The sequence below is a fragment of the Nostoc sp. 'Lobaria pulmonaria (5183) cyanobiont' genome, from assembly GCF_002949795.1.
Taxonomy (GTDB): domain Bacteria; phylum Cyanobacteriota; class Cyanobacteriia; order Cyanobacteriales; family Nostocaceae; genus Nostoc.
The window spans coordinates 5,091,993-5,116,000 of record NZ_CP026692.1 but is presented as its reverse complement, the minus strand read 5'-3'; the positions used below and the strand labels follow the sequence as shown (position 1 = coordinate 5,116,000).

General features: G+C 42.8%; 16 protein-coding genes. 4 read left to right on the top strand and 12 right to left on the bottom strand.

Translation table 11 applies throughout. The features are described 5' to 3' along the window. Nucleotide 1: 1 nt before the first annotated feature. A complete protein-coding gene (locus tag NLP_RS22535; RefSeq protein ID WP_104908307.1) occupies nucleotides 2-445 on the top strand; it encodes an acyl-CoA thioesterase in 444 nt (147 codons plus the stop codon). Nucleotides 446-485: 40 nt separating this feature from the next. Here the strand turns inward: NLP_RS22535 and NLP_RS22530 are convergent, their stop codons facing one another. Genes NLP_RS22530 through menA form a run of 3 tightly spaced genes read right to left on the bottom strand, consistent with a single transcriptional unit; the run spans nucleotide 486 to nucleotide 3,744 of the window. Beyond that, nucleotides 486-1,880 carry a 2-succinylbenzoate--CoA ligase gene (locus tag NLP_RS22530; protein WP_104908306.1) on the bottom strand — a complete coding sequence of 465 codons (1,395 nt, stop codon included), beginning with the start codon at nucleotides 1,878-1,880 and terminating at the stop codon, nucleotides 486-488. Further along, nucleotides 1,865-2,833: an o-succinylbenzoate synthase gene (locus NLP_RS22525; RefSeq protein WP_104909983.1), complete on the bottom strand. Its 969-nt coding sequence runs from the start codon at nucleotides 2,831-2,833 to the stop codon at nucleotides 1,865-1,867. The genes NLP_RS22530 and NLP_RS22525 overlap by 16 nt, the downstream gene beginning before the upstream one ends. A 14-nt stretch (nucleotides 2,834-2,847) precedes the next feature. Then, the gene (gene menA, locus NLP_RS22520) at nucleotides 2,848-3,744 is read right to left on the bottom strand and encodes a 2-carboxy-1,4-naphthoquinone phytyltransferase (RefSeq protein ID WP_104908305.1); all 897 of its coding nucleotides are present in this window, start codon (nucleotides 3,742-3,744) and stop codon (nucleotides 2,848-2,850) included. 310 nt (nucleotides 3,745-4,054) lie between these two features. Here menA and NLP_RS22515 point away from each other — a divergent pair, with 310 nt between their 5' ends. Beyond that, nucleotides 4,055-5,470, top strand: coding sequence for an isochorismate synthase (locus NLP_RS22515; protein WP_104908304.1), 1,416 nt, complete (start codon nucleotides 4,055-4,057; stop codon nucleotides 5,468-5,470). A 43-nt stretch (nucleotides 5,471-5,513) separates the two neighbouring features. On the opposite strand, the gene NLP_RS22510 is transcribed toward NLP_RS22515, so the two are convergent. Then, nucleotides 5,514-6,464: an L-lactate dehydrogenase gene (locus tag NLP_RS22510; RefSeq protein WP_104908303.1), complete on the bottom strand. Its 951-nt coding sequence runs from the start codon at nucleotides 6,462-6,464 to the stop codon at nucleotides 5,514-5,516. Between the two features lie 147 nt (nucleotides 6,465-6,611). Beyond that, nucleotides 6,612-7,919 carry a glutamate-5-semialdehyde dehydrogenase gene (locus NLP_RS22505; protein ID WP_104908302.1) on the bottom strand — a complete coding sequence of 436 codons (1,308 nt, stop codon included), beginning with the start codon at nucleotides 7,917-7,919 and terminating at the stop codon, nucleotides 6,612-6,614. 408 nt (nucleotides 7,920-8,327) lie between these two features. Between NLP_RS22505 and NLP_RS22500 the strand changes: the two genes are divergently transcribed. Next, on the top strand, nucleotides 8,328-10,313 hold the full coding sequence (locus NLP_RS22500) for a zinc metalloprotease HtpX (RefSeq protein WP_104908301.1): 1,986 nt from the start codon (nucleotides 8,328-8,330) through the stop codon (nucleotides 10,311-10,313). A 132-nt stretch (nucleotides 10,314-10,445) separates the two neighbouring features. Here NLP_RS22500 and NLP_RS22495 read toward each other — a convergent pair whose 3' ends face one another. The 7 genes from NLP_RS22495 to NLP_RS22470 form a co-directional block, all read right to left on the bottom strand. Continuing rightward, nucleotides 10,446-11,672: a pentapeptide repeat-containing protein gene (locus NLP_RS22495; RefSeq protein WP_104908300.1), complete on the bottom strand. Its 1,227-nt coding sequence runs from the start codon at nucleotides 11,670-11,672 to the stop codon at nucleotides 10,446-10,448. A 264-nt stretch (nucleotides 11,673-11,936) separates the two neighbouring features. After that, nucleotides 11,937-12,116, bottom strand: coding sequence for a hypothetical protein (locus NLP_RS33445; RefSeq protein WP_158680496.1), 180 nt, complete (start codon nucleotides 12,114-12,116; stop codon nucleotides 11,937-11,939). Nucleotides 12,117-12,224: 108 nt separating this feature from the next. Continuing rightward, nucleotides 12,225-14,195 (bottom strand): hybrid sensor histidine kinase/response regulator, encoded by a 1,971-nt coding sequence (locus NLP_RS22490; protein WP_104908299.1) that lies wholly within the window; start codon nucleotides 14,193-14,195, stop codon nucleotides 12,225-12,227. Then, complete coding sequence (locus tag NLP_RS22485; RefSeq protein ID WP_104908298.1) at nucleotides 14,195-14,671, bottom strand: response regulator; 477 nt, start codon at nucleotides 14,669-14,671, stop codon at nucleotides 14,195-14,197. The genes NLP_RS22490 and NLP_RS22485 overlap by 1 nt, the downstream gene beginning before the upstream one ends. Continuing rightward, nucleotides 14,668-17,424: a PAS domain S-box protein gene (locus NLP_RS22480; RefSeq protein WP_104908297.1), complete on the bottom strand. Its 2,757-nt coding sequence runs from the start codon at nucleotides 17,422-17,424 to the stop codon at nucleotides 14,668-14,670. The genes NLP_RS22485 and NLP_RS22480 overlap by 4 nt, the downstream gene beginning before the upstream one ends. Nucleotides 17,425-17,474: 50 nt before the next feature. Next, a complete protein-coding gene (locus NLP_RS22475; protein WP_234017029.1) occupies nucleotides 17,475-17,669 on the bottom strand; it encodes a helix-turn-helix domain-containing protein in 195 nt (64 codons plus the stop codon). A gap of 628 nt (nucleotides 17,670-18,297) precedes the next feature. After that, the gene (locus tag NLP_RS22470) at nucleotides 18,298-23,562 is read right to left on the bottom strand and encodes an nSTAND1 domain-containing NTPase (protein WP_199784671.1); all 5,265 of its coding nucleotides are present in this window, start codon (nucleotides 23,560-23,562) and stop codon (nucleotides 18,298-18,300) included. Between the two features lie 118 nt (nucleotides 23,563-23,680). Between NLP_RS22470 and NLP_RS33440 the strand changes: the two genes are divergently transcribed. Next, entirely contained in the window at nucleotides 23,681-23,986 is a 306-nt protein-coding gene (locus tag NLP_RS33440) for a hypothetical protein (RefSeq protein ID WP_158680495.1), read from the top strand. Nucleotides 23,987-24,008: the final 22 nt, after the last annotated feature.

The window sequence follows — 24,008 nt, the reverse complement described above, 5'->3', positions numbered from 1 at the left end:
AATGTCTTTTACTTATAACCGCACGGTTCGTTTTCAAGATACTGATGCTGCTGGAGTAGTTTATTTTGCTAACGTTTTGAGTATTTGCCATGAAGCTTATGAAGAATCTCTAGAAGCATCAAGTATTAATCTCAAAGATTTTTTTACTAATCCGTCTGTGGGGTTTCCTATTGTTCATGCTAATGTTGATTTTTTGCGCCCTATGTTTGTCGCGGACAAGTTGCTGATTAGTTTAATACCGCAAAAAATAGGTGTTGATAAGTTTGAAATTACTTACGAAATTACAGTGGCTGAGGTGGTAGTTGCTAAGGCTATTACTAAGCATATTTGTATTGATGGAAGTAGTAGGAGTAAGCAGGAATTACCTGAAGAAATTATTCAGTGGTTGGAAACGAATCGCAGAGACGCTGAGAAGCCAGTGCGTTGCGGGGGTTCCCCCCGTTGAAGCAACTGGCGCGGCGCAGAGAGAAGAAAGTCGAGAGAAATTATGTGATGGGATTTTGGAGGAATTCTGTGGCTATTTGCTGTAGCTGTTGGCGGTTAATTTTACCTTGGGAGTTACGGGGTAAGTTTTGCTGGGGAATCCAATATTTAGGGATTTTAAATTTGCTGAGTTTGTCTTTAAGTAGGGTTTGGATTTTTAAAGCAGAAGTATTTGATTTTTTAGGAATGTAAATCGCTGTTAATGCTTGTCCCCAGTGTTTATCTGGGATGCCTATGACACAAATATCGGCAACCATTTGAGTTGCTTGTATAGCTGATTCAATTTCTGTTGGGTAAATGTTTTCTCCACCTGTAATAATTTTATCGCTGTTACGTCCGACAATATTTAAATGGCCTTGTTCATCTAAAAAACCTAAATCATCTACTTGGAAATCACCTTGATTTTCTCTGGTTATCGGATAGTAACCAAGGGCTAGAGATTGAGCATAGATAGTGATCTTTCCTATTTGATTGGAATTTAAAATCTCGCCTTGCTGATTGCGAATAGTTACTTTTGCATGGGGAAGAATTTGACCACTGCTGATTTTACCGCCGAGAAAATCATCTGGTTTGAGGGTAGCAATTTGAGAGGCGGTTTCTGTCATGCCATAGGTTGGTGCTAATCGGATATGATGAAATCTGGCTTTTTCTAGTAGTTCGTTCCATGCTGGCGCACCTCCCAAAAGTACAGTATTAAATTGGGATAGCCATTCAGTTAATTCTGGATTTTGCAGAAGGCGTTGTAACTGTGTTGGTACTAAAGATATAAAAAACTCTGATTGTTTAATATTTAAGATTTGACCTGATTCTACAGCTTTAAATGGTTGAATAGATAGTTTACCTGCGGTAGTGAATGAGCGCATAAATTGCATTAAACCGCTAACGTGATATAAGGGCAATATGCAAAAAGAATTAACTTGCTTTAGTTGAAAGTATTCTGTAAATCCTTGTACTGATGCTGTGAGAGTTTCCCAAGTATGGATGGCAAATTTAATCTGCCCCGATGAACCACCTGTGGGAATCATAATCGTTGGGCATTGGACATTGGGCATTAGGCATTGGTAATTATTCCCATTCCCTATTCCCCATTCCCTATTCCCTATTCCCCAAGTAATATCTGGCTGTACTAAATCAAAGACTTGTTGCCATTCTTGTGTTCCCCAGTCGGGGTTACAAAGAAAAACTGGACAATTAGCTGCACAAGCGGCAATAAAGCTTGCTAAAAATCGTAATGGTTCGCGTTCGGCTAAGATAATTTTTGGTGGTGTTCCACACGCTGATAACTGTGTTAGTTCTAAATACAATTCTTGAGCTATTTGATGAAATTGATGGCTGTTGTAACCGATAAGCCAATCATGCTGAAGTAAGTTATTAAGACAGTCTAAAGGTTGTTCCATAGACTTTGAAGCCATGTATCTTCTTGTTCAAAAAAATAGTCGATGCCAAAGCCAACTGCCCTGTTGTTTCGGGATAATTCGGCTGCTAGTTTGAGTGCTGCTTGTCTTGCGATCGCAGTCTCAAATACTGATGAGAATACAGTATCAATTTGATGCTGGTGGCAAAACTTTCTCAGACGAGATGGCGATCCAACGATCCCAGGCTTTATAACAAAAATTCCTCGCCAACCTTGTTGATGACAAGCAGCAAGTTGCCCAAGTGTGGCGACAGATTCATCTAAAGCGATAGCAGTTTCATAACTCATACTCAATTCCAACATCCCCTGAAATTGCTCAACGGGTAGCGGTTGCTCAATGAATTCAATTTCTAGGGGTATTTCTGCATTTGCTTTGAGATTGTCGCAAGTCCACAGCCATAAGTTAGCTTCCTCATAGCTGAGTCCACCGTTGGCATCTAATCGCAGTTTGGTAGAGGCTGGTAAGGTGTGTATGAGTGACTCAAAAATTTTTAGTTCATCAGCGATCGCATCCACTCCAATTTTCCACTTAAATGTACGATATCCTTGTGCCCATAGGGTTTGCCATTGATTTAAAGCCGCTTCCCCAGATGGTAATAAGCCACTGAAAGATTGGGTATTGGGCATGGAAAAGAATTCACTCCCCCACTCGCAGGCTGACTCAAAGCCAAATTGACAAGCAGGTAACTCATCAGGGATGGAGAAAATTATTTTGTCTGTGATGTCTTCTGGGAGTTGGCGGCAAAAGTCTAAAGCTTGTTCTAGGGTTTCGGAACCAAACCAACTAATGGGGGCGATTTCTCCCCAGCCGAGTTTACCTGATTCATCAGTGAGACGGAGGATAATACCTTCACGAATTTCCCAACTACCATGATTGGTAGTCAGCGATCGCAAAAATCTTCGCTGATAAGTACGAAATTTAAATTGATAACGCATCAATTTAGTAATTGTTAAAGCATAAATCCCAAGCCGAGCAACAAGCAAGCCCAGAAATGCACGGCTACGGCGATGAATTTACAGTTACTAACTTTGTCTGGCTGGTTGTGATTTTCTTGCACGTGGCGGCATAATTTGACAGCAAAGGGTAAACTTACCCAACTCAGTAACGTCCAAGCTGGAGAAATTCCCAATAGCACAAATAGCAAGGTGAGGGGATAAATACTACCAGTAAACCAAACTAGGAGTTGGGCCCCTTTTTGAGTTCCTAAACGGACGATAGGCGATCGCTTACCTGCGGCTATGTCATCCTTAACTTGGTGAAAGTGTGAGCAAAACAAAATTAAGGTTGTGGCAATCCCAACGATCACTGAAGCTGCTAAACTCGTTATTGACCAAGTTTGAGTCTGGCTGTAGTATGCTGCCTCCACTGCTAAGGGGCCAAAGGCAAAAAAGCAAATAATCTCGCCTAAACCCTGATATCCTAAGCGAAAGGGAGGCCCTTGGTACGTGTAGCCTAAACCGCAGCACAGTAGTATTATACCGATAACAGTTAGGTCTTGTTGCCAAAAGGCGATCGCTAGTATGCCCAGTAACCCCAAACCTAAACACAAATTTCCTATCCAAAATATTAATGGCTTATTGCCTGTTAAGTTCACCAGAGAATGGTGCTTATTTTGATCAATACCTGTTTCAGAATCAAACACATCATTACTGATATTTTCCCAGGCAAGAATTAAGATTGCCGCAGCTACAAAAGTAGAAAATACTACACCATTGAAAATTTTAGTTTCGGCAAATGCTACTGCTGTTCCTACCCAAATGGGCATAATGGCAACGCTATACATTGGCGGTTTAATCGCTGCCATCCATAACTTAGTGTTGGGATATAAAATTTGCTTGGTAGTCATTAGTTGTGATTAATTAAATTACCGGAATATTACTCACACTTGAGATTTTATAATTTAAAGAGACGTTAGATATGGGTGATATATAAACAACTGTCACTTTTATTATGACTTGTTAACCTTGTGTTGTTAACACTCACCCTCACGTTGTAGTCTCAGGCTGAAACTGTCTTATCATAGTCTGAGAACACCACAAATAAGCCAAACCCTACGCTGGTGAAATAGCAACTTAATATGTTACCTATAAAAATACGACCACGATTAATTACACTTTAGGAAGTTAACTTAAAAAAAATTTACTATCCTTAAATCCATGACAGTTTCACCATGTCGTAGCAACTTCTTTGTAAAGCACAAAGATTTATATCAATTTCTGGTAGCAGTGCAAGAAAAGTGCGTCAAAAATGATTGCAAACAAATTGTCAGTATCTCCCAAGAAATTGATTTAGTTGACCCTTTACTTGTATTGGATAAACTTACACAAGCAAATGAAATAAATTTTTACTTTGAGGATAGAGGTAAAGGAGAAGCGATCGCAGCAATTGATGCTGTAGCAAAATTACAGATTGATGGCTCAAATCGTTTTAGTCAAGCAGAATATTTTATCAAATCTTGTCTAAAAAATATAATTAATTTTGGTAACGCGAACCAACCTTTTTCTGGTCCTCACTTTTTTTGTTATTTCAGCTTTTTTGATAAAAATGCCCAACTAGATTATCCATTTCCATCTGGTACCATTTTTCTTCCACGTTGGCAAGTAGCTGTAAAAAATCAGCGTTGTGTATTAGTAACAAATATAATTATTAATGAAAACGCAAATATTGAAAGATTGTTGGAAAATTTGCAAAAGAAGATTGAATTTATTCAATCTTTAGAATATTACTCTGCTAATATTGATTGTTTCTCAGCAAACTTATATAATAAATCTGTCACTAATCCTACTCAGTTTAAACGTTCAGTAGTATCTGCTTTAGAAAAAATTCGGTCTAGCCATTTAAGCAAAATTGTCTTAGCAGATGTATTAGATGTCAAGTCAAGCAACCACTTTAGCTTAGTTAAATCATTAAATAATCTTAGACAGAACCATCCTAATTGTTATATTTTTTCTACAAGTAATGGCAAAGGACAAAATTTTATTGGTGCAAGTCCAGAAAGATTAATTAGTATTAATAATCAACAGTTAATCACTGATGCTTTAGCTGGTTCTGCACCACGAGGTAAAACCCCTGCTAAAGATGCAGCTAATGCCAATCGCTTACTAAATAGTGAAAAAGAAAAGCACGAACATTCCCTAGTGCTTGATTTCATTACACAACGCCTATCCCAGTTAGGTTTATTACCGCAAATATTAGCACCACGGCTGCGACAATTATCGAATATCCAGCATTTATGGACACCAATCAGTGCTATGGTTCCTGCTGACATACACCCATTAAAGATTGTTGGACAATTGCATCCTACGCCAGCCGTTGCGGGTGCGGCACAAGATGTAGCTTGTGCCGAAATTCGTCGTTATGAAAACTTTGAAAGGGGTTTATATGCTGCACCTTTAGGTTGGATAGATTCTCAGGGGAACTGTGAGTTTATCGTGGGAATTCGTTCAGCATTAATTGATGGCGATCGCGCGAGATTGTATGCTGGTGCTGGTATCGTGGCTGGCTCCGATCCTGGCAAGGAGTTTGCAGAGGTGCAACTGAAACTTCAAGCTTTACTTAAAGCCTTAGTTTAACATTCAAAAAAGGACGTTTTTAAACAGACTATTTGAATTGATTTTAATTATCCAAAGAATTGTAGGCTTCATTCAGTTCGGTGGCTGACTCTTTTAATAAACGTTGTTCATCAGCATTTCTTGGTAACACCAGTTGGCGCTCAATACCTTGGGAGCTAATGATACATGGAAGTCCAAGAACAACTTCACTGCCAATTCCATAGTTAGAATCTGCTCTTACCGATACTGGAAATATCTGCTTTTCATCTCGCAGGATGGTATCAACTAACTGGCAAACTACAGTTGATATGCCATAGCTAGTATTTCCTTTACGTTCAGAAATATTATAGGCTCGCTTACGGGTTAACTCTGCGTACTCTTGCTGAATTTGTTCCAGCGTTGCTCCTTGTGGTATGGGAAATTCAGCTAACGGAATTGCCCCAATAAATGCACTAGACCAAACGACAAATTCACTGTCTCCATGCTCTCCAATCACATAAACACGAACGTCTTGTTTACTAACGTTCAATCGCTTACCAAGTTGATATCTCAGTCTAGCAGTATCAAGAACGGTTCCTGAACCGAAAATTAGGTTTTCTGCTCTAGTGGAACTGGCGATCGCAATCCGTGTTAGTACATCCACTGGATTGCTAACAATAAGTACGATTGAATTCGGTGCAACTCGATCCAATTCTTTTATTGTTGAACGCATGATCTCTGCATTATCGCTCAACGTATCTAATCGGCTTTGTCCTTCTTTTTGCTGCACCCCAACAGTCACGACAATCACATCAGAATCTGCTAAATCTTCATACTGATTTGATGGTATAATTTCCATGTCTTTAAGTAGGGGAATGGTGTCTTCAATATCCCATGCTTGCCCCTCAGCTTTTGATAAAGTTCGGTCAAAAAGGACGACTGTTACACATTTACCGAGTAGCACTAAAGCATTTGCTACATCTGCACCCACATTACCCGCACCAATAATACCGACCTTAGATATTTTGCTACTCATGCGAAATCTACTTTTTTGTAACTGGCCCGACTATCGGACTCCGATTTGATTTTTGAAAACAGATTGAGACTGAAAAGCCCGTTTTATCGGGATTTCATTTTAAATCTTGTTCCGAAATCAGACATGAGTCCTATATGTGAGAATACTTTACACTAAATCCTGATGAATAAAAGCTTTAGCATTTGCCCCGGTATAAGTTGCGACAATATGACCATCGCCAGTCATTTGATATTTGTATGTGACTAATCCTTCTAAACCAACGGGGCCGCGGGGAGGCATTTGTTGTGTACTAATTCCTACTTCTGCACCAAAACCATAGCGGAAGCCATCAGCAAAGCGGGTAGAACAATTGTGGAATATATTAGCTGAATTTACCAGTCCAAAGAAAGTTTCAATAGATGCTGGATCTTCAGAGATAATCGCATCGGTATGACGAGAACCATATTGGTTAATATGAGCGATCGCATCTTCTATAGAGTCTACAATCTTGATCGACAAAATAAAATCGCTATATTCCGTTTCCCAGTCGGTTTCTGTTGCAGCTACAATGTTAGGTAAAATTTTCAAGGTGCGTTTATCGCCTCTTAATTCTACATGGCGTTCTTGCAAAGCCTCAGCAACTTTCGGTAAAAATTCTGTAGCAATTGATTGGTGAACTAGCAAAGTTTCAATCGCATTACAAACAGCAGGATATTGTGCTTTAGCATCAACGGTAATCGGAACTGCTTTAGAAATATCGGCGGCTTTATCTATATAAAGATGACAAATTCCGTCGGCGTGACCTAGTACCGGAATGCGCGTATTTTCCTGTACAAATCTGACAAAGGAATTAGAACCTCTAGGAATAATTAAATCTACATATTTATCTAACTTCAAAAGTTCTAAAGTTTCTTCTCTAGTTGTGAGCAACTGCACTGCATCTGGGTTAACAGCAGTTTGAGACAATCCTTGTTTAATTGCCTTAACTATTGCTTCGCAAGAACGCACAGCTTCCTTTCCACATTTGAGGATTACACCATTTCCCGATTTGATTGCTAAGGAAACAATTTGAATCGCCGCTTCTGGACGGGCTTCAAAAATAATCCCCAAAACACCTAAAGGACAAGTGATGCGTTTCAGAACTAAGCCAGTGTCAAGTTCGCGGTGAATCTGGACTTTACCAATTGGATCGGCTAGCTTACCAACATCTCGTACCCCAGCGATCGCATCTCTTAATTTATGTTCATCTAACTGCAAGCGCTTATAAAGTGGTTGGGGAATTCCTTCAGCAGTCGCAGCTTTACAATCAGCAACATTTGCTTGTAAAATTTCATCTTTAGCTGATTCTAAAGCTTGAGCGATCGCCACAAGTGCTTGATTTTTTGCCTCCGTGGAGAGAATTGCTAGTTTACTTGCAGCTTGGCGGGTTTGTCCGGCGATCTTAATTAAGGGAGAAGCAATATCAAGAATAGTCATAGTACAAATCTTTACTTTATCTTCATCTTATCAATCTCAGGTTATGTTCATCATTCGTCTTCCTCCAATCGGGTGAACCATTTGGGTAATCAATTATTACTCTAATCGGGTGAAGCAAGACTGGGTTCAAAACATTTATTCTTTGATTATCAAACATAGGTAAAGAGGTAGTAAGTTTACAGCGTCAAAAATATTGTAAGTATTATTACAGGTTTTATTTGAAAATCTTAAACATGATTTATGCGTTCCTGAGGCTAGAGAGACATAGTAATATATGTTTCTCTAGTCTTTTACTTTAGTAAATATTTTATACTGTCATTATTTAAATTTTTACGAAATTGCAGTGACGATCGCTGAATCTATTTAGTATTGATAGATCAAATACCACTCCTTCACTAGGGAGATCCTATGTCATTGCAATCTGCATTAGATGCCTTAAATCAAAAACGTTATCAAGAAGCGGTTGAATTACTCGAACAATTCTGCCGCGATTGTGTTGAACACAATTCCTCAGATTATCTTTCAGCACAGATGTGGCTGATAAAAGCCTATCAAGCCACAGGCGAAATCGAAAAAGCCAAGTCCCTGTGTCAAAAGTTAATCATCAGTGAAAACCCACAGGCTCGTAGTTGGGCAGAACAAGCTAGTCAATCCTTCCGTCAAACGCCATCTAACACTAGCCAAAAAGCTGGTCGCGCCGCTACGACTGGGATGAAATTAGCAATGGGGGGAGTGGGTGGTAGTTTAGCGTTAGCTTCTGGTGTCACCATCACCTTGTTGTTTGGCATGGTGTTGGCTTTAGGTTTGAGCTTAGTATTTATTTTGGGTAGCGATAATCCACTCCAAGGATTAGCGATCGCTATTGGTATTACCCTAGTTTTTAATATCGCCGCCTTTTTCTTGTCTCCATTTCTCATGGACTTAACTCAAAGCTGGCTTTACCAAACTCGCTGGGTAGAGTTGGCAGAAGTTGAAACCCTCAGTCCAGAGACAGCTAAAGTTATTCGCCAAGTCTGTGAGCAGAAAAAGCTGAAAACGCCCCGTTTGGGAATTATTAACGACCAAAACCCCACGGCTTTTACTTATGGCTCATTGCCGAACAGCGCTCGTTTAGTCGTCAGTCAGGGACTTTTCACATACCTCGATGACGATGAAATTGCTACCGTCTACGCCCACGAACTGGGGCACATCGTCCACTGGGATTTTGCAGTAATGACAGTAGCTTCTACCTTAGTACAAATTTGTTACTTGATTTACAGCACAGCCAGAAGATTTGGGCGTGGTGGCGATAGCAAAATCAAAGATGCGATGCAAACTGCTGCCTTAGTTGCTTACGTGTTTTATGTCATCGGTACTTATCTACTGCTGTACCTCTCCCGCACACGAGAATACTTTGCTGACCACTTTGCAGCCGAAAGTACGGGTAATCCCAATGGATTATCCCGCGCTTTGGTGAAGATTGCCTACGGAATTTTAGAAGAAGGTTCGCGCACACAAGAACCCAGCCGTTTAATTGAAGGGACTCGCGCCTTGGGTATCTATGACCATAAAGCCGCCGCTTCCACAGGAACCGCCTACCGCATTGCATCTGATACCCAAAAAGTTGGTCGTGTCTTTCTGTGGGATATGTTTAACCCTTGGGGTTGGTGGATGGAGTTAAATTCCACTCATCCCTTGACAGGCAAACGAGTTCGTGCATTAAGCACTTATGCCGAACAATTGGGTTTACCGACCGAGTTTGATATGGGGCGAGTTATTGGAGAAGGTAAAAGTCTCAATAAAAGTAGACTTTACGGCAACTTCTTTTTAGATGTTGTATTGTACGGCGCTGAAACAATTGGTTTCTTCGTTGGCTTGGTAATGGGTGTGATTCTGTGGTCAAGTTCGCCAAACACAGGTTTAGTATTGGGTGCGCCACTAATTGGCTTAGGGATCGGAATTATGGTCAAAGCCTTGGTGATGTTCCCCGACTATAAGCAAGCACCAGAAACCGATATTCTCACCTTGATGTCAGACCCTTATGCCAGTCCGTTACGTGGACAACCTGCAAAACTAGAAGGTCAACTTATTGGTCGTGGCGACGCTGGTTATAAATTTGGTTCCGATTTAAAAATTCAAGATCGTAGCGGAATGCTTTATCTGCACTACGCCTCACGCTTTGGACCCATCGGCAATTTTCTGTTTGGGATGAAGCGAGTCCAAAGCTTGATTGGCGAACAAGTTGGCGCTGTGGGTTGGTTCCGTCGGGGTGTTGCGCCTTGGATGGATTTGATTCAACTCCAAAGTGAAAATGGCACTATTGTTAACAGTTATCATCGCTTCTGGTCATTCATCCTTGGCAGTGGATCGATTATCCTGGGAGTGGTCTTGACTATGTTTTTGAGCCGCAGCTAGCTGAGTTTCTAGCCTGCTGTCAAAACATTTCTCAGTCCATCCAAGCTTTAATTAAATTAAACACGATAGGGACGTATAACTATGCGTCCCGATCGTGTGATCAAGTTTTAGATGCTGAAACTTTAGTTTTTATTACCGCCAATGTTGGGGTATTTTCAGATTTTCCGGTAGGATGGTTGTGCGATCGCCAATTGCTTGTTCAATCTGCTGTGATTCTACATTTTCCGAGCCGCTCAAGTTTGCTCCACAAAGGTTAGCTTCTTGGAAATTAGCTTCTTGGAGGTTAGCTGTACTCAGTAATGCACTTTCTAGATTAGCGCCAGCCAGTTTTGCCCTTTGCAAGTTACTACCAATCAGGTTTGCATCTTGGAGATTGCTACCCTCGAAGTTGACTTCTTCCAAGTTGGCATCACAAAGGATTGCTCCTTCCAAGTTGGCATCACAAAGAACTGCTCCTTCCAAGTTGGCATCACAAAGAACTGTCCCTTCCAAGTTGGCATCGTAAAGGATTGCTTGGGAAAGGTTCGCTTTTCTAAGAACTGCGCCTTGGAGATTGGCTTCTGGGAGGATTGCTTTTTGCAGGTTGGCTTCATAGAGGATTGAGCCACAAAGACAGGTCACTGATAAGTCTGCTTCCGAGAGGTTTACTCTGGTAAAATTGACCCATTGCAAGTTAGCCCCGACAATAATCGCTCTAGAGAGGTTAGCTTCTGTTAAGTCTGCATTACTAAGGTCTGTATTGCGTAAATCGAGTTTCTGATTGACTGGATCTTTAGATGAGTCGCGTCTTCCAATGACAGTTAAGGCTGTTTGAATATCTGTAGGAAGTTTTGATGATTGTAGTGACTCATCCTCATATTCCCTATTCACTGGGGCGTTCTCGCGGATAAAAGCAGCGAGGATTTCCATGATTGTCCAATGATCTTTCGGGGAATCTTTGGCAATTCGTTCCAAAGCATAAATTGCAGCAAATCGCGTTTCAATCTTTTCATTTCCTAGTTGTTCAATCGCTTTAGAAAAGCGTTCGGAAACAATTTCTTGTGGAGTTAGTTGTGTCTGATTGATACAATTTACGATATTGTTATCCCAAGCTAGTGTTCCAGCTAGGAGTTGCGTTAACAAGCTGTGATTCTCATCCAGAGAGAGTCTGGAAGTATAGTAACCATTGAGAATTAATGCCAATCCCCCAATAATTATGGCAATCGTTGTTAATGCTTGAGTGATGTATTCAATTTTTTCTTGATTTGAAAATCCTTGAATATTTTCAAAAAATAATATAATTAGAGTGAATGATAAAATAAATATAACTGAGACAAATCCCAACAAAGTTGTGAGTCCATTGGTCTTTATGAAAGACATGTCATAAGTCTTCATATCCGACTCCTTACGGAAATAAATTTAGGTTGATTCTAAGAGTATCCGTAAAGTTATGATAGAGTACAAACACGGATAAAATTGATGAAATATTAAATCTACTAGATAAAAATTATCTATATAACAATCCTGAATGATTCATGCTCAACAAGATTATCGACTTTCTAGAGAAGTCAGGGATCTGATTATTCATGAATGATTACACATCTGGTAAAGTTAAATATGCGTTAAGGACTTGCAAAAAATAAATTATCCCAAATTATTTGGAGATTTGTAGGGGCGCAATACTGTTCGGTTCAGGTAAGAGACGCGATGAATCGCCGTCTCTACAATAATCGGTCTTTCGTCTTGACGGCGATCGCGTCTTTGCGATCTAGAATTTTCATCAAAAAACCTTAACCGAGCCGTCTTGACACACATTTTCTGCATTACTTGGAGTATTCCAGGCAATTAAAAAGATTATATTACTTGTGAAGAATAGTTTAAAATCTGTAACATTAAGCAAGTTCATCTAATTACTCAGGTTGATAACAAAATTTAAGTAGATTGGACTAAGTTAGAAATTACCATGAGCAATTCCTCTGGTGCTACAGGTTTAACGATGTGCTGTTGAAACCCTGCTCTTAGTGCGTACTGCTGATTGATTTCGCCTGCATAAGCAGTCAGAGCGATCGCCGGCATCTGTTTTCCTCCGATTTTTGCTTCCAGAGTCCGCACCTTTTGCATCAGCATATACCCGTTCATCTCTGGCATCCCAATATCGCTGAGTAAGATATCTGGCTTTGACTGGGTTAGCGCTTGTAATGCTTCATCTCCTGATGCTACTGCGGTGACGATCGCGCCAAACTGTTCCAGTACAAAGCTGAAAAAGTCGCGGGTATCATCATTGTCATCCACAACCAGCACTTGTAAACCCATCAGGGGCGAGGAGGGAAAAGCGGCAGTTGAGGAATCAGTATTTGTGTCATCCTCGATCGTCGCCCCGTCCTTGATTAGCGGCAACCTAACTGTGAAAATCGCTCCCTGCTCCTCACCAGGACTTTCCGCCCAAATCGTTCCCCCGTGCATCTCAATCAAGTGACGAGCGATCGCTAAACCTAACCCTAATCCACCAAACCTTCTAGTTGTTGTACTATCACTCTGACGGAAATAGTCAAATACATGAGGTAAAAAGTCAGGGTCAATGCCTTTACCTGTATCACTGAAAGTAATTTGCGCTTGAGCGTCGATGTGCTGCAATCGCACATTTATTTTTCCCTCAGTCTCAGTAAACTTGATGGCATTCGATAGAAGATTCCAGAAAACTTGCTGTAAGCGGGCTGCATCACCCAAAACTTTCCCCACATTTGGATCGAGCATCGTCTCAATCTCAATGGTTTTAGCCTCTGCTGCTAAATGCACTGTTTCCATTGCGGCTTCAATTGTGGATACCAGATCGACTGGAATCGTGTTGAGGCTGAGTTTGCCTTGGAGGATGCGAGAAACATCTAGTAAGTCTTCAATTAATTGAGCTTGTAATTTGGCATTGCGCTCAATAGTTTTCAGTGCCTTGTTAAGCGATGCCTCATCAAATTTCCGGCTCTGCAAAAGTTTTGCCCAACCGAGAATCGGATTCAGGGGCGATCGCAATTCATGAGAAAGTACCGCCAAAAACTCATCTTTGATTCGATTAGCAGCTTCAGCTTCCGCCCTGGCTGTTTGCTCAAGTTGCAAAAGGCGATCGCGTTCTGATTCAGTGCGTTTGCGATCGGTGATGTCAGTTAGCATAGCGATCGCACCTAAGCACTCACCCTGTTCATTCAAAATCGCTGTCGCAGAAATCAGTGTCCAGATATACGAACCATCTTGGCAGCGCAATCGCCCTTCTTTGAGATCGCTCTCTTCTCCTTTGAACCACTCAAGTTTCGCTTCGGCTGCTGCCATATCATCAGCCCGATCCATAAAATCAAATATAGAACGACCGAGCATTTCTTCTGCGGAATAACCCAACATCTGAGATATCCGCTGATTCACGAACTCTGTTCGGGCTTCAGAGTCAATCATCCAGATTCCCTCATAAGAGGTATCAACAATTCGGCGATACTTGGCTTCACTCTTCTGTAAAGACTCCTCTGCTTGCTGGCGCTCACGCCGCTCTTTCGCTTCCCGCAATGCCCGTTGCACCGAGGGAACTAACCGCCCTAGTCGTTGCTTTAATACATAATCGGTTGCACCGTTCTTCAAAGCTTCGATTGCTAATTCTTCACCCAGAGCAGCCGAGACAAAGATAAAAGGAACCTCAGGAGTGCGATTTCGGGCAATTTCCAAAGCCGAAATTCCATCAAAAGAGGGCAAGGCATAATCGGCAAGTATTAAATCGAAAACCTCTGTTTCCAAAGCAGCTAGGAAATCAGCACCAGTTTCGACTCGGATCAGTTCGCAATCAATTCCCCCTTCAGTTAGTATCGCTTGGGCTAGCTCTGCATCTAACAGGCTGTCTTCTAAAAGGAGAAAACGGAGAACATTCATCACTGGCTCTCCTTTTGAGCATGAGGTGCGGGAGGTAAAGCACCAACGGGAGGCTGATTGATCACTGCCCAAAACAGGCCAACACCCTTAATAGAATCGACAAAATCATGGTAATCTACTGGCTTGACAACATAAGCATTGACCCCTAACTCGTAGCAGCGAACTAGGTCTGGCTCCTCGCGGGAAGAGGTCAGTACCACCACTGGAATTACTCGCATTACTGGATCAGATTTGAGTTGTGCCAGCACTTCTAACCCATCAACTTTAGGCAGTTTCAAATCGAGCAGCACCACCACAGGATACCCTTCCATTCGCAACCGGAACAACCCCCGGCGATAAAGATAATCTAGTGCTTCTTCTCCATCACGTACCACCACTACTTCATTGGCGAGATGGTTTTCCGACAAAGCGGCTAGAATTAACTCTGCATCGTTGGCACTGTCTTCAATTAGCAGAATCCGCTTCAGTTCTTTCATTCATTTTCCTTCTTTGACAACTTCGGCAGCGAGAAATAAAAGGTGGCGCCACTATCAACTACAGCCTCTGCCCAAACTCGACCATTATGCCGATGAATAATGCGTTGCACGTTTGCCAATCCAACACCAGTGCCTTCAAATTGTGGGTCGCTATGCAGGCGTTGAAATACTCCGAATAGCTTGTGTACATATTGCATATTAAAGCCTACGCCGTTATCTTGTACAAAAAAGATAACTTCGTTTTCATTGTCAATACTTCCAACAGTAATTTCTGCTGGGTTTTGAGTCTGGGTATATTTTACGGCATTGCCTATCAGGTTACGAAGCACCAGCCGCAGCATGGAGGGATCGCCCTGCACTTCTGGCAGGGACTCGATGTGCCAATGGATTGTGCGTCCTGGGGTTTCTGTAATTAAATCGCGTTTTACTTCTTGTACTAATTCCTCCATATTCAGGTTGATGTAGCGCATTTCCGTGCGCCCCATGCGAGAAAATGTTAGCAACTCATCGATCAGTATTCCTGCCTGTTTGGCAGTTTCGGCAATTATTTTCAAATAGCGCTGACTTGTTTGATCCAAGCTTGTTGAACTATGGCGCTTCTGAAGCAATTCGACAAATCCGGCGATGTGGCGCAGTGGTGCCCGCAAGTCGTGAGAAACTGAGTAGGAGAAGGATTCGAGTTCTTTATTGGCGGCTTCGAGTTGGGCAGTGCGCTCTTGAATTCGTTGCTCTAGCATTTCGTTGAGTTGTTGCAGGGAGGCTTCGGCAACTTTGCGATCGTGAATGTCGCTAGCGATGCCCACCCACTTGATAATCTGTCCGCTTTGATCTCGAAATGGTAAACCCCGAACAATATGCCAACGATAGTTACCATCAGAAACTTGACGGAAGCGAATTTCTACTTCGTAGTCTGTAGCGTTAGCAACAGCCTGCATCGAAGTTTTTAAGACGCGATCGCGGTCATCGGGGTGAATGACATAAATCCAGCCATAGCCAGCAGTCTGCTCCATTGTCAATCCGGTATAGTCTAACCAGTATTGATTGCAATAGGTAATACCACCATCGCGATCGCCCATCCAAATTGCCTGTGGCGAGACTTCCGCTAAAATTCGGTATCGCTCCTCACTGTCACGTAGCGCTTCTTCTGTCAACTTGCGTTCGCGCAGCGCAGCTTGCTGTTCGCTAATGTCAGCGATTAACGCCGCATACCCTTCAACGATTCCCTGTTTATTAAACTGGGGAACATAAATGGCATTAATGTAGCGTGTGCCTCCATCTTTATAAGGCATTTGACTTTCAAATGTTACCTGCTCTCCTGCGAGTACCTGTTCTACATAGCGACGAATTCCTTGATAGGCGGGTTCACCCACAACTTCCCAAAGATGCTTTCCATATATATTTGCAACCGGATGCCCAAACCACTTTTCATATACTCGGTTGTTGAAGCGGTAGCGTTGTTCTGAATCTACAAAGGAAATCAGAACTGGTAGCGTATCTGTAATTAAACGAAGTTCTGTTTCTCGTTGCCGCAGTGCTTCTTCTATGAGCTTACGGTTGGTGATATCGCGCCAGCAATCTATTGCACCAATAATCTGACCTTGGGAATCTCGAATTGGTACGACATTAGCGATCGCTGTAATTGTAGTACCATCTGGACGTTCAATGATGCATTCTTGATCGCGGATCGTTTCACCATAGCGCGTAGCACGGTATAAAGGTAGTTGCTCTAAGGTGAGGGACGTTACACCATCAGCTAGGAACAGACCGTAGAGCTGAACATAAGACTCAGAAGAGATGCCAACCAGAGATTCACTTGCTCTGCCCAAAAGCTCTTGCGCGAGTTTGCTGTTAGCGATGATTGGGAAATCAGGGGGGCCACCAGCGATCGTAATTCCCTCTGGGACGTGTTCTAGGAGCATTTGCAAAATGCTCTGGGCTTCTTCTGCTTGGCGGGCGCGATGCTGGGCTTCTGCTTCGGCTTGTTTGCGTTCGCTCAAGTCAAGAACAAAACCAATGATTGTCCGATCTCCCTGTTTAGCAAAGCCAACTAGGACGGGAACTTGAGAGCCGTCTTTGCGGATGTATTCCTGCTCAAAGGGCTTACAACTCCCAGTAATTGTCAGTTCTTGAATCGCTCGTTCGCTCACCTCAATGTATTCGAGTGGAACGATCTCGCCCCAGCGGATTCGACCAGAGCGCAAATCCTCGCGGGTATAATTGAGCATTTGTAGAAAGGCATCATTGGCTTCAATGATTAAGCCATTCAGATTGACCACAATCACCCCAATAATATTAGACTCGGTTAAGCGACCAAACCGTGTCTCGCTTTCGCGTAGTGACTTCAAACTCGCTTCAGCTTTTCTTTGGGCTGTGCGGCGTGATTCGTTGAGCCAGATGATTAACCCTGCTGTGATCACGAACACGACTAGCCGCACTAAAATGTCCAGATTTGTAATCTTCTGCGGATAGAGCGGATGATGAAACAAGTAGTTGATTACCAAAGTAGACAAAACAGTTGCAAGTAGTCCTGGTGCGAAACCCCCGTACCAGGCACTTACCATCACCGCAGCCAAAAAGAGTGCCGCAGGTGCTGCGGTGAAATATGGACGGAGCAGCAGCGTTATTCCCACTGCTAAGGCAACGGATAGCAAAGCAATACTATAGTGCAGCAGTTGCTCCCGAATGATTGCGCCCTTGTTTCTAGCGCCAGCAAAGATGTTTTGGGATTGAGATACCCTCGCCTTACGACTCATAACCCTACTCTGCTTCTGTAAAATACTGATTTAGCAATCTTTTGCCGGGTTCACCCATCTTCCGTAACATTTCTTCTATTACGTTTTAGCGCTATGCGTGAAGGGACTGTATGCCCATTTTCCCAACGATTAACTGTTTGAAAGTAAACTCCTAATTTAGCAGCAAACTGTTTTTGAGAAAGATTGAGCTGCTGACGAAGTTCCCGAATGAAATCTAAAACTTCCAGCCGCTTTGTTACAGACATCTCTGTATTTTATCCCCATAGGATAATTAGCATAAGACAGATGTCCTATTTATTGTCTCTTACTTAGAGAAGATTTTAAAAGTGATTGGCTGTAATTTTAGGCACTTGTTGATTCCCCCTAACGTCCCTTAAAAAAGCCTCTGAGATTGACTAAGGCTTTTTGAGTAATACAATATTGCACAACTTAGTTGATGAATTGACTGCGTTGGCGTAGCCTCTCCTCTGGAGAATCGCTTACCCTTTTAGTATTTAAGCATTTGCGCCCAGACTAGAAGAGTCATAATGCTGTAGCAAATCTTCTAGGTCATCGTAAATTGCCAGATTACCCAATCCCCAATAAAGAGTCCCTTTTACTTCATCATCCCATGAGAGGAGAAGGGGGTTAGAGAAGAGATGGCGATCGCCTGAGATAATTTTAGAAGGTGCATAGACGCAAAATACGGGTCAGTTAACGTTTTCATATTTTGAAGATCCCCCCAACCCCCCTTAAAAAGGGGGGCTTACAAGTCTCTTTTACCCCCTTTTTAAGGGGGTCGCCGTAGGCGGGGGGATCTTAACCGAACCGTATTGCATAGACGCATTCGCGCAGCGTCTTGTAGAGAAGCGGCTTGTCGCCAGCGCTTGGCTCTTACTTGATATCATCGCAGAGATGCTTGTCGCTCTCACTCAAATTCGGGTTATTCTGCAAATAATCATGCAGCCAATTGCAACCCCGCACCAGCAATTGGTCTAAATTCTCCACAGGCCACAACCGCGCTGTGTTGTCATCTGATGCCGTGGCGATGGTTTTGCCGTCCGGGCTGAAACTCACACTTAAGACTGGGCCTTGATGCCCTTTGAATTCTTGCAGCAGTTGCCCTTGCAGGTTCCACAACCGCGCTGTGTTGTCAGATGATGCCGTGGCGATGGTTTTGCCGTCCGGGCTGAAACTCACACTTGTGACCCAATCTTGATGCCCTTTGAATTCTTGCAGCAGTTGCCTTTGCAGGTTCCACAACCGCGCTGTGTTGTCATCTGATGCCGTGGCGATGGTTTTGCCGTCCGGGCTGAAACTCACACTTAAGACTGGGCCTTGATGCCCTTTGAATTCTTGCAGCAGTTGCCCTTGCAGGTTCCACAACCGCGCTGTGTTGTCAGATGATGCCGTGGCGATGGTTTTGCCGTCCGGGCTGAAACTCACACTTCTGACTGCGCCTTGATGCCCTTTGAATTCTTGCAGCAGTTGCCTTTGCAGGTTCCACAACCGCGCTGTCTTGTCATCTGATGCCGTGGCGATGGTTTTGCCGTCCGGGCTGAAACTCACACTTCTGACTGCGCCTTGATGCCCTTTGAATTCTTGCAGCAGTTGCCCTTGCAGGTTCCACAACCGCGCTGTACCGTCAAGTGATGCCGTGGCGATGGTTTTGCCGTCCGGGCTGAAACTCACACTTCTGACTGCGCCTTGATGCCCTTTGAATTCTTGCAGCAGTTGCCCTTGCAGGTTCCACAACCGCGCTGTACCGTCAAGTGATGCCGTGGCGATGGTTTTGCCGTCCGGGCTGAAACTCACACTTCTGACTGCGCCTTGATGCCCTTTGAATTCTTGCAGCAGTTGCCCTTGCAGGTTCCACAACCGCGCTGTACCGTCAAGTGATGCCGTGGCGATGGTTTTGCCGTCCGGGCTGAAACTCACACTTGTGACCCAATCTTGATGCCCTTTGAATTCTTGCAGCAGTTGCCCTTGCAGGTTCCACAACCGCGCTGTGTTGTCATAAGATGCCGTGGCGATGGTTTTGCCGTCCGGGCTGAAACTCACACTTAAGACACTGCCTTGATGCCCTTTGAATTCTTGCAGCAGTTGCCCTTGCAGGTTCCACAACCGCGCTGTGTTGTCATAAGATGCCGTGGCGATGGTTTTGCCGTCCGGGCTGAAACTCACACTTGTGACTGCGCCTTGATGCCCTTTGAATTCTTGCAGCAGTTGCCCTTGCAGGTTCCACAACCGCGCTGTCTTGTCATCTGATGCCGTGGCGATGGTTTTGCCGTCCGGGCTGAAACTCACACTTGTGACTGCGCCTTGATGCCCTTTGAATTCTTGCAGCAGTTGCCCTTGCAGGTTCCACAACCGCGCTGTCTTGTCATCTGATGCCGTGGCGATGGTTTTGCCGTCCGGGCTGAAACTCACACTTGTGACTGCGCCTTGATGCCCTTTGAATTCTTGCAGCAGTTGCCCTTGCAGGTTCCACAACCGCGCTGTGTTGTCATAAGATGCCGTGGCGATGGTTTTGCCGTCCGGGCTGAAACTCACACTTGTGACTGCGCCTTGATGCCCTTTGAATTCTTGCAGCAGTTGCCCTTGCAGGTTCCACAACCGCGCTGTCTTGTCAGATGATGCCGTGGCGATGGTTTTGCCGTCCGGGCTGAAACTCACACTAGAGACTGAGCGTTGATGCCCTTGCAACTGGTTATGTTCTTTAATTTTATTGAGAATACTATCCAAAGCAAAAATAGGGCTGATAGCTGGATATTTTTCTAAAGGGCGACCATCTTTTACCAACTTTTTTAACTCTTTCCCACTCTGCATTGCTGACACCAGCGATTCTAACTCCGTATATTCAAATTGTTTTAAAGCATTAACTCCAGCCCGTTCTAATTCCGTTCCCTTTTGTGCTTCTTTTTGTGCTGCTTCTGCTCCTTTTGTTGCTTTCTGTGCTTGTGCAAGTTTTGTTTGCGCTTGGTTGAGGGTGGTTTGGGCTTGTTGAGCTTGAGATTCTGCTTGCTGTTGTTTTGTTGCTGCTTGTTGTGATTTTACTTCAGCAGTTTTTATTTTTTCGCTTGCCGTTTTAATGCTTTCCTGGGCTTGGGCATTTTTCTCTTGTAATTCTGAGGCTTTCTGGTTTACCTCTTCCAAGTCTACTTTAGCAGCCAGTAAGTTTTGGTTTGCCTGTTGACTTTTCTGCTTTGCTAATTTTGATTCTCCTTCTGCGGCTTGCTGATTCTTCTGCGCTGCTTGAAATTTTTGCTCTGCAACTTTCTTCTTAGTTTCTAATTCATCCGCTTTATTTTGTGTTACTACCTGTTGCTTTTGTGTAGCTTGCAAGCGTTGAGTTACTTGATTGTAATTGGCTTCAGCAGTTGTAAAGTTTTTTTCTGCCTGTTGCTTTTTATTCCCAGCATCTTTAGCTACTTGAATTTGACTCAATGCATATCTCGATGATATACCTGCCAATAATAATAGACATACCGCTAAACCAGAACTCACCGTCAACTGCATCCGTCCTTGGCGAATTTGTCGCTTGGCTTGTTGTTGAGCATCAACTAATATCTGCCTTGCATCTTGTTCAAGCTTCAGTTTCTCTTCTGCTTGCAAGCGTTGTTCTCGCTCTCTAGCTAGTTCTGCTAATATCTCATCGCCCTGTTGTTGGCGAATAAACGACACGAGGTAATCATGAACCAATTGATAACGGTCAGCCGGCGATTCTGGTAACTGCAATACTAACCTTGATGCCACGAAAATCTCTAACACCAAATCTAGTTTCTCAACTTCTGCTGGCAAATCTGCTGCTAACTCAGCACGAGTCTTCAGAGGACGAGTACCATTTTCATCTGTGAGTAAATATAAAACCAGTCGTGCAACCTGCTCATTCTCCGCCCCACAATCATGAATAACTTCTTCTAAAAATCGCTCAACCAGTTTTTCTTTAGTGCCAAACTGACGATACTTTTCTAAAGTTGTAATTTTGTCAGTTTGCAGTTGTGTACCCACAATTTGTAACTCAATCGGGCGTACTTCCCCCAACTCACCTGCTAAATCCTGCACTAATTCATCAATCAGTGCAGGCTCTAAATAAAAGTGAGAGCGTGCTGTTAAACTCTGCACAACTGCTTTAGCATCATCTGGCGAAAAGTTACCCAAATAATAGCGAATATTTTTATCGAGAATATTATTATTAATTACACTCAAATCAAATAAACGATCTAACTCTAATAAATAATGTAAATAATCTTCTCGCAAAGATAGAATTACTTTGACAAAAGGAATATCCAGACAAACTCGCAAAAACTCATAAAATGCTCGTCGTTGACCTTGGTCTGGATAAACAAAGAAAAACTCCTCAAACTGGTCAAAGATTAAAACTGTCAACAAATTCCGGTCAGCATTTCTCCGTAATTGTTCTAAAATAGCTGCTGAAGAATCAAGATTAACAGATAATTGAATACCTCTAACTTCCTCAAAAGCCTTAGCCAAAATCCGCCCCAACATTCCCACCCAATCTGTATAAACTCGCAACAAAATAGGTAAAGCATCTCGCTCACCAATTGCTTGCTGTTGCAACGCTGGTATTAATCCACCTTGTAAAATCGAACTTTTACCCACTCCTGACTGACCATGAATTACAGTCAATTTATGCTCAGTCCCGCCAATTCTTTCTCGCAACCGCTTCACATCTTGTCCCCGACCAGAAGCAGGAATTTCTTCAGCAATTGTTTCCGGGTTTTCTACTTGCAACTGTGTATAATTAATTGCCTGTCGCTGAGGATTTAGATATGATGCACCAACAAAAGCGCGGAAACCATACTGCTGTTCAATTTGTAATTGCTCTTGCTTAATGTGAAAAGCTTTGAGATATTCACCTTGTTCAAAGTAAAGTAAACGCAACCTTTCTAATATAGATATATATAGTTGTGGGTTGTACTGATGATTACTTTCCAGCTTTGCAGTTTTTAAACTATTAATCGCTACTTGATATTCACCTAAACCTTGTTGAGATTTTGCTAAAATAAACCGATACAATCCCAATTCATCTGATTGAAGATTAGGAATATCAGCTAAGATTTGCAATGCTTGTCCAGCAAGTTGATTAGCTTCATCCCAGCGTGACTGCTCTAAAGCTACTTCTGCCAAAAAACCATAATCTTGAGCCAACTGCAACGGCGTGCCATAATTTTGATGTAGCGGCAGAGATTTTTCCACAAGGCTTTGTAACTCTGACCATGCTTGTAAATGTCGCAGCACTTCACCCAGTTCAGTAATATGTTTGGCAACTAAATCTGAACGTTGTGCTTGTTCAAAAATCTCAATAGCTTGCTGAAAGTAATTTCTCGACTCTTGCCAATAGCGTTGATTTTCTGTTGGAATTTTTTCAGATTGGCGGTTATAAGCTAAAGCAATATTAACGAGTAATATACCTTGTCGCTCTAAATAATTACTTTGTCGCCAGAACCCCAAGCTTTGTTGATAATGTGATAGAGCAGAATCTATCTGGTCATGTAGATAATCATTTAAACCAAGCAAAAACTCTAAACTTGCTTGAAGTGCTGCTTCTAATACTTCTCCTCGATTTTGCAAATCTTGACGGGCGGTTTCTAGTTCCCGGCACATTTGGGAATTGGGTTTTACATCACCAGCAAAGATTTCATCAGTTTTTTGCTGAAGGAAATTGACTAACTCATCAGTAGTGTTTTCAAACTCAATAACAGTTGCCCAATTTTCTAAATCAGTTGCTAATCGAATAAATTTTTGCAGAACTGAATCATTAACCCACAACAATATCGGAAACGGGAAGCTCTTTCTAAACTCCTCCCGTACTTGGTTAGCTGAAGTCAGAACTGTATCAATATCTTTAACCGACTCTAAACCAAAAATCATCAACGCAGGTGGCTGTTCATCTCCAAGTTGTTCGCGTATATTTGTGTAAAGCGTTTTGACTGATGCAGGTAAGGTAATTTCGCATATTTCCACAGGAGAGACTTGGTGCAGCCGTTCTACGATGCGCTGACGTAAAGCAAGATAATTACAGCGCAATATAATCAGCGAAAATTGCCCCTGCGAAAAGGTAATTGCTCTGACTAAAGTTTGTAATGAACTCTCATTGTCAAAGGCTAAATTTTCCGGTTCTTGCTGATTACTCATAACATACAGTAGTTTTGTTTTGCATGAAGTACAAAGCTACGGGTTTTGAGGCAGGAGGCAGGAGGCACGAAGGACGACGGACGATTTCTGCTAGTTGTAAAAAGCTGTAGTTGTGAAGATGACAACTGACACGGCTCCCACACTTGCTGATATGGCTCCTGCACTTGCTGATATAGCTCCTGCACTTGTTGATATAGCTCCCGCACTTGTTGATGTAGCTCCCGCACTTGTTGATGTAACTCCCGCACTTGCCGATATAGCTCCCGCACTTGCTGATATAGCTCCCGCACTTGTTGATGTAACTCCCGCACTTGCCGATATAGCTCCCGCACTTGCCGATATAGCTCCCGCACTTGTTGATACGGTTCCCGTAATTGCTGACACCGCTAACGTTGTGCCATTTTACAAAATACCTGATAGCTAAGAGCGTACAACTCTAGTCCTCT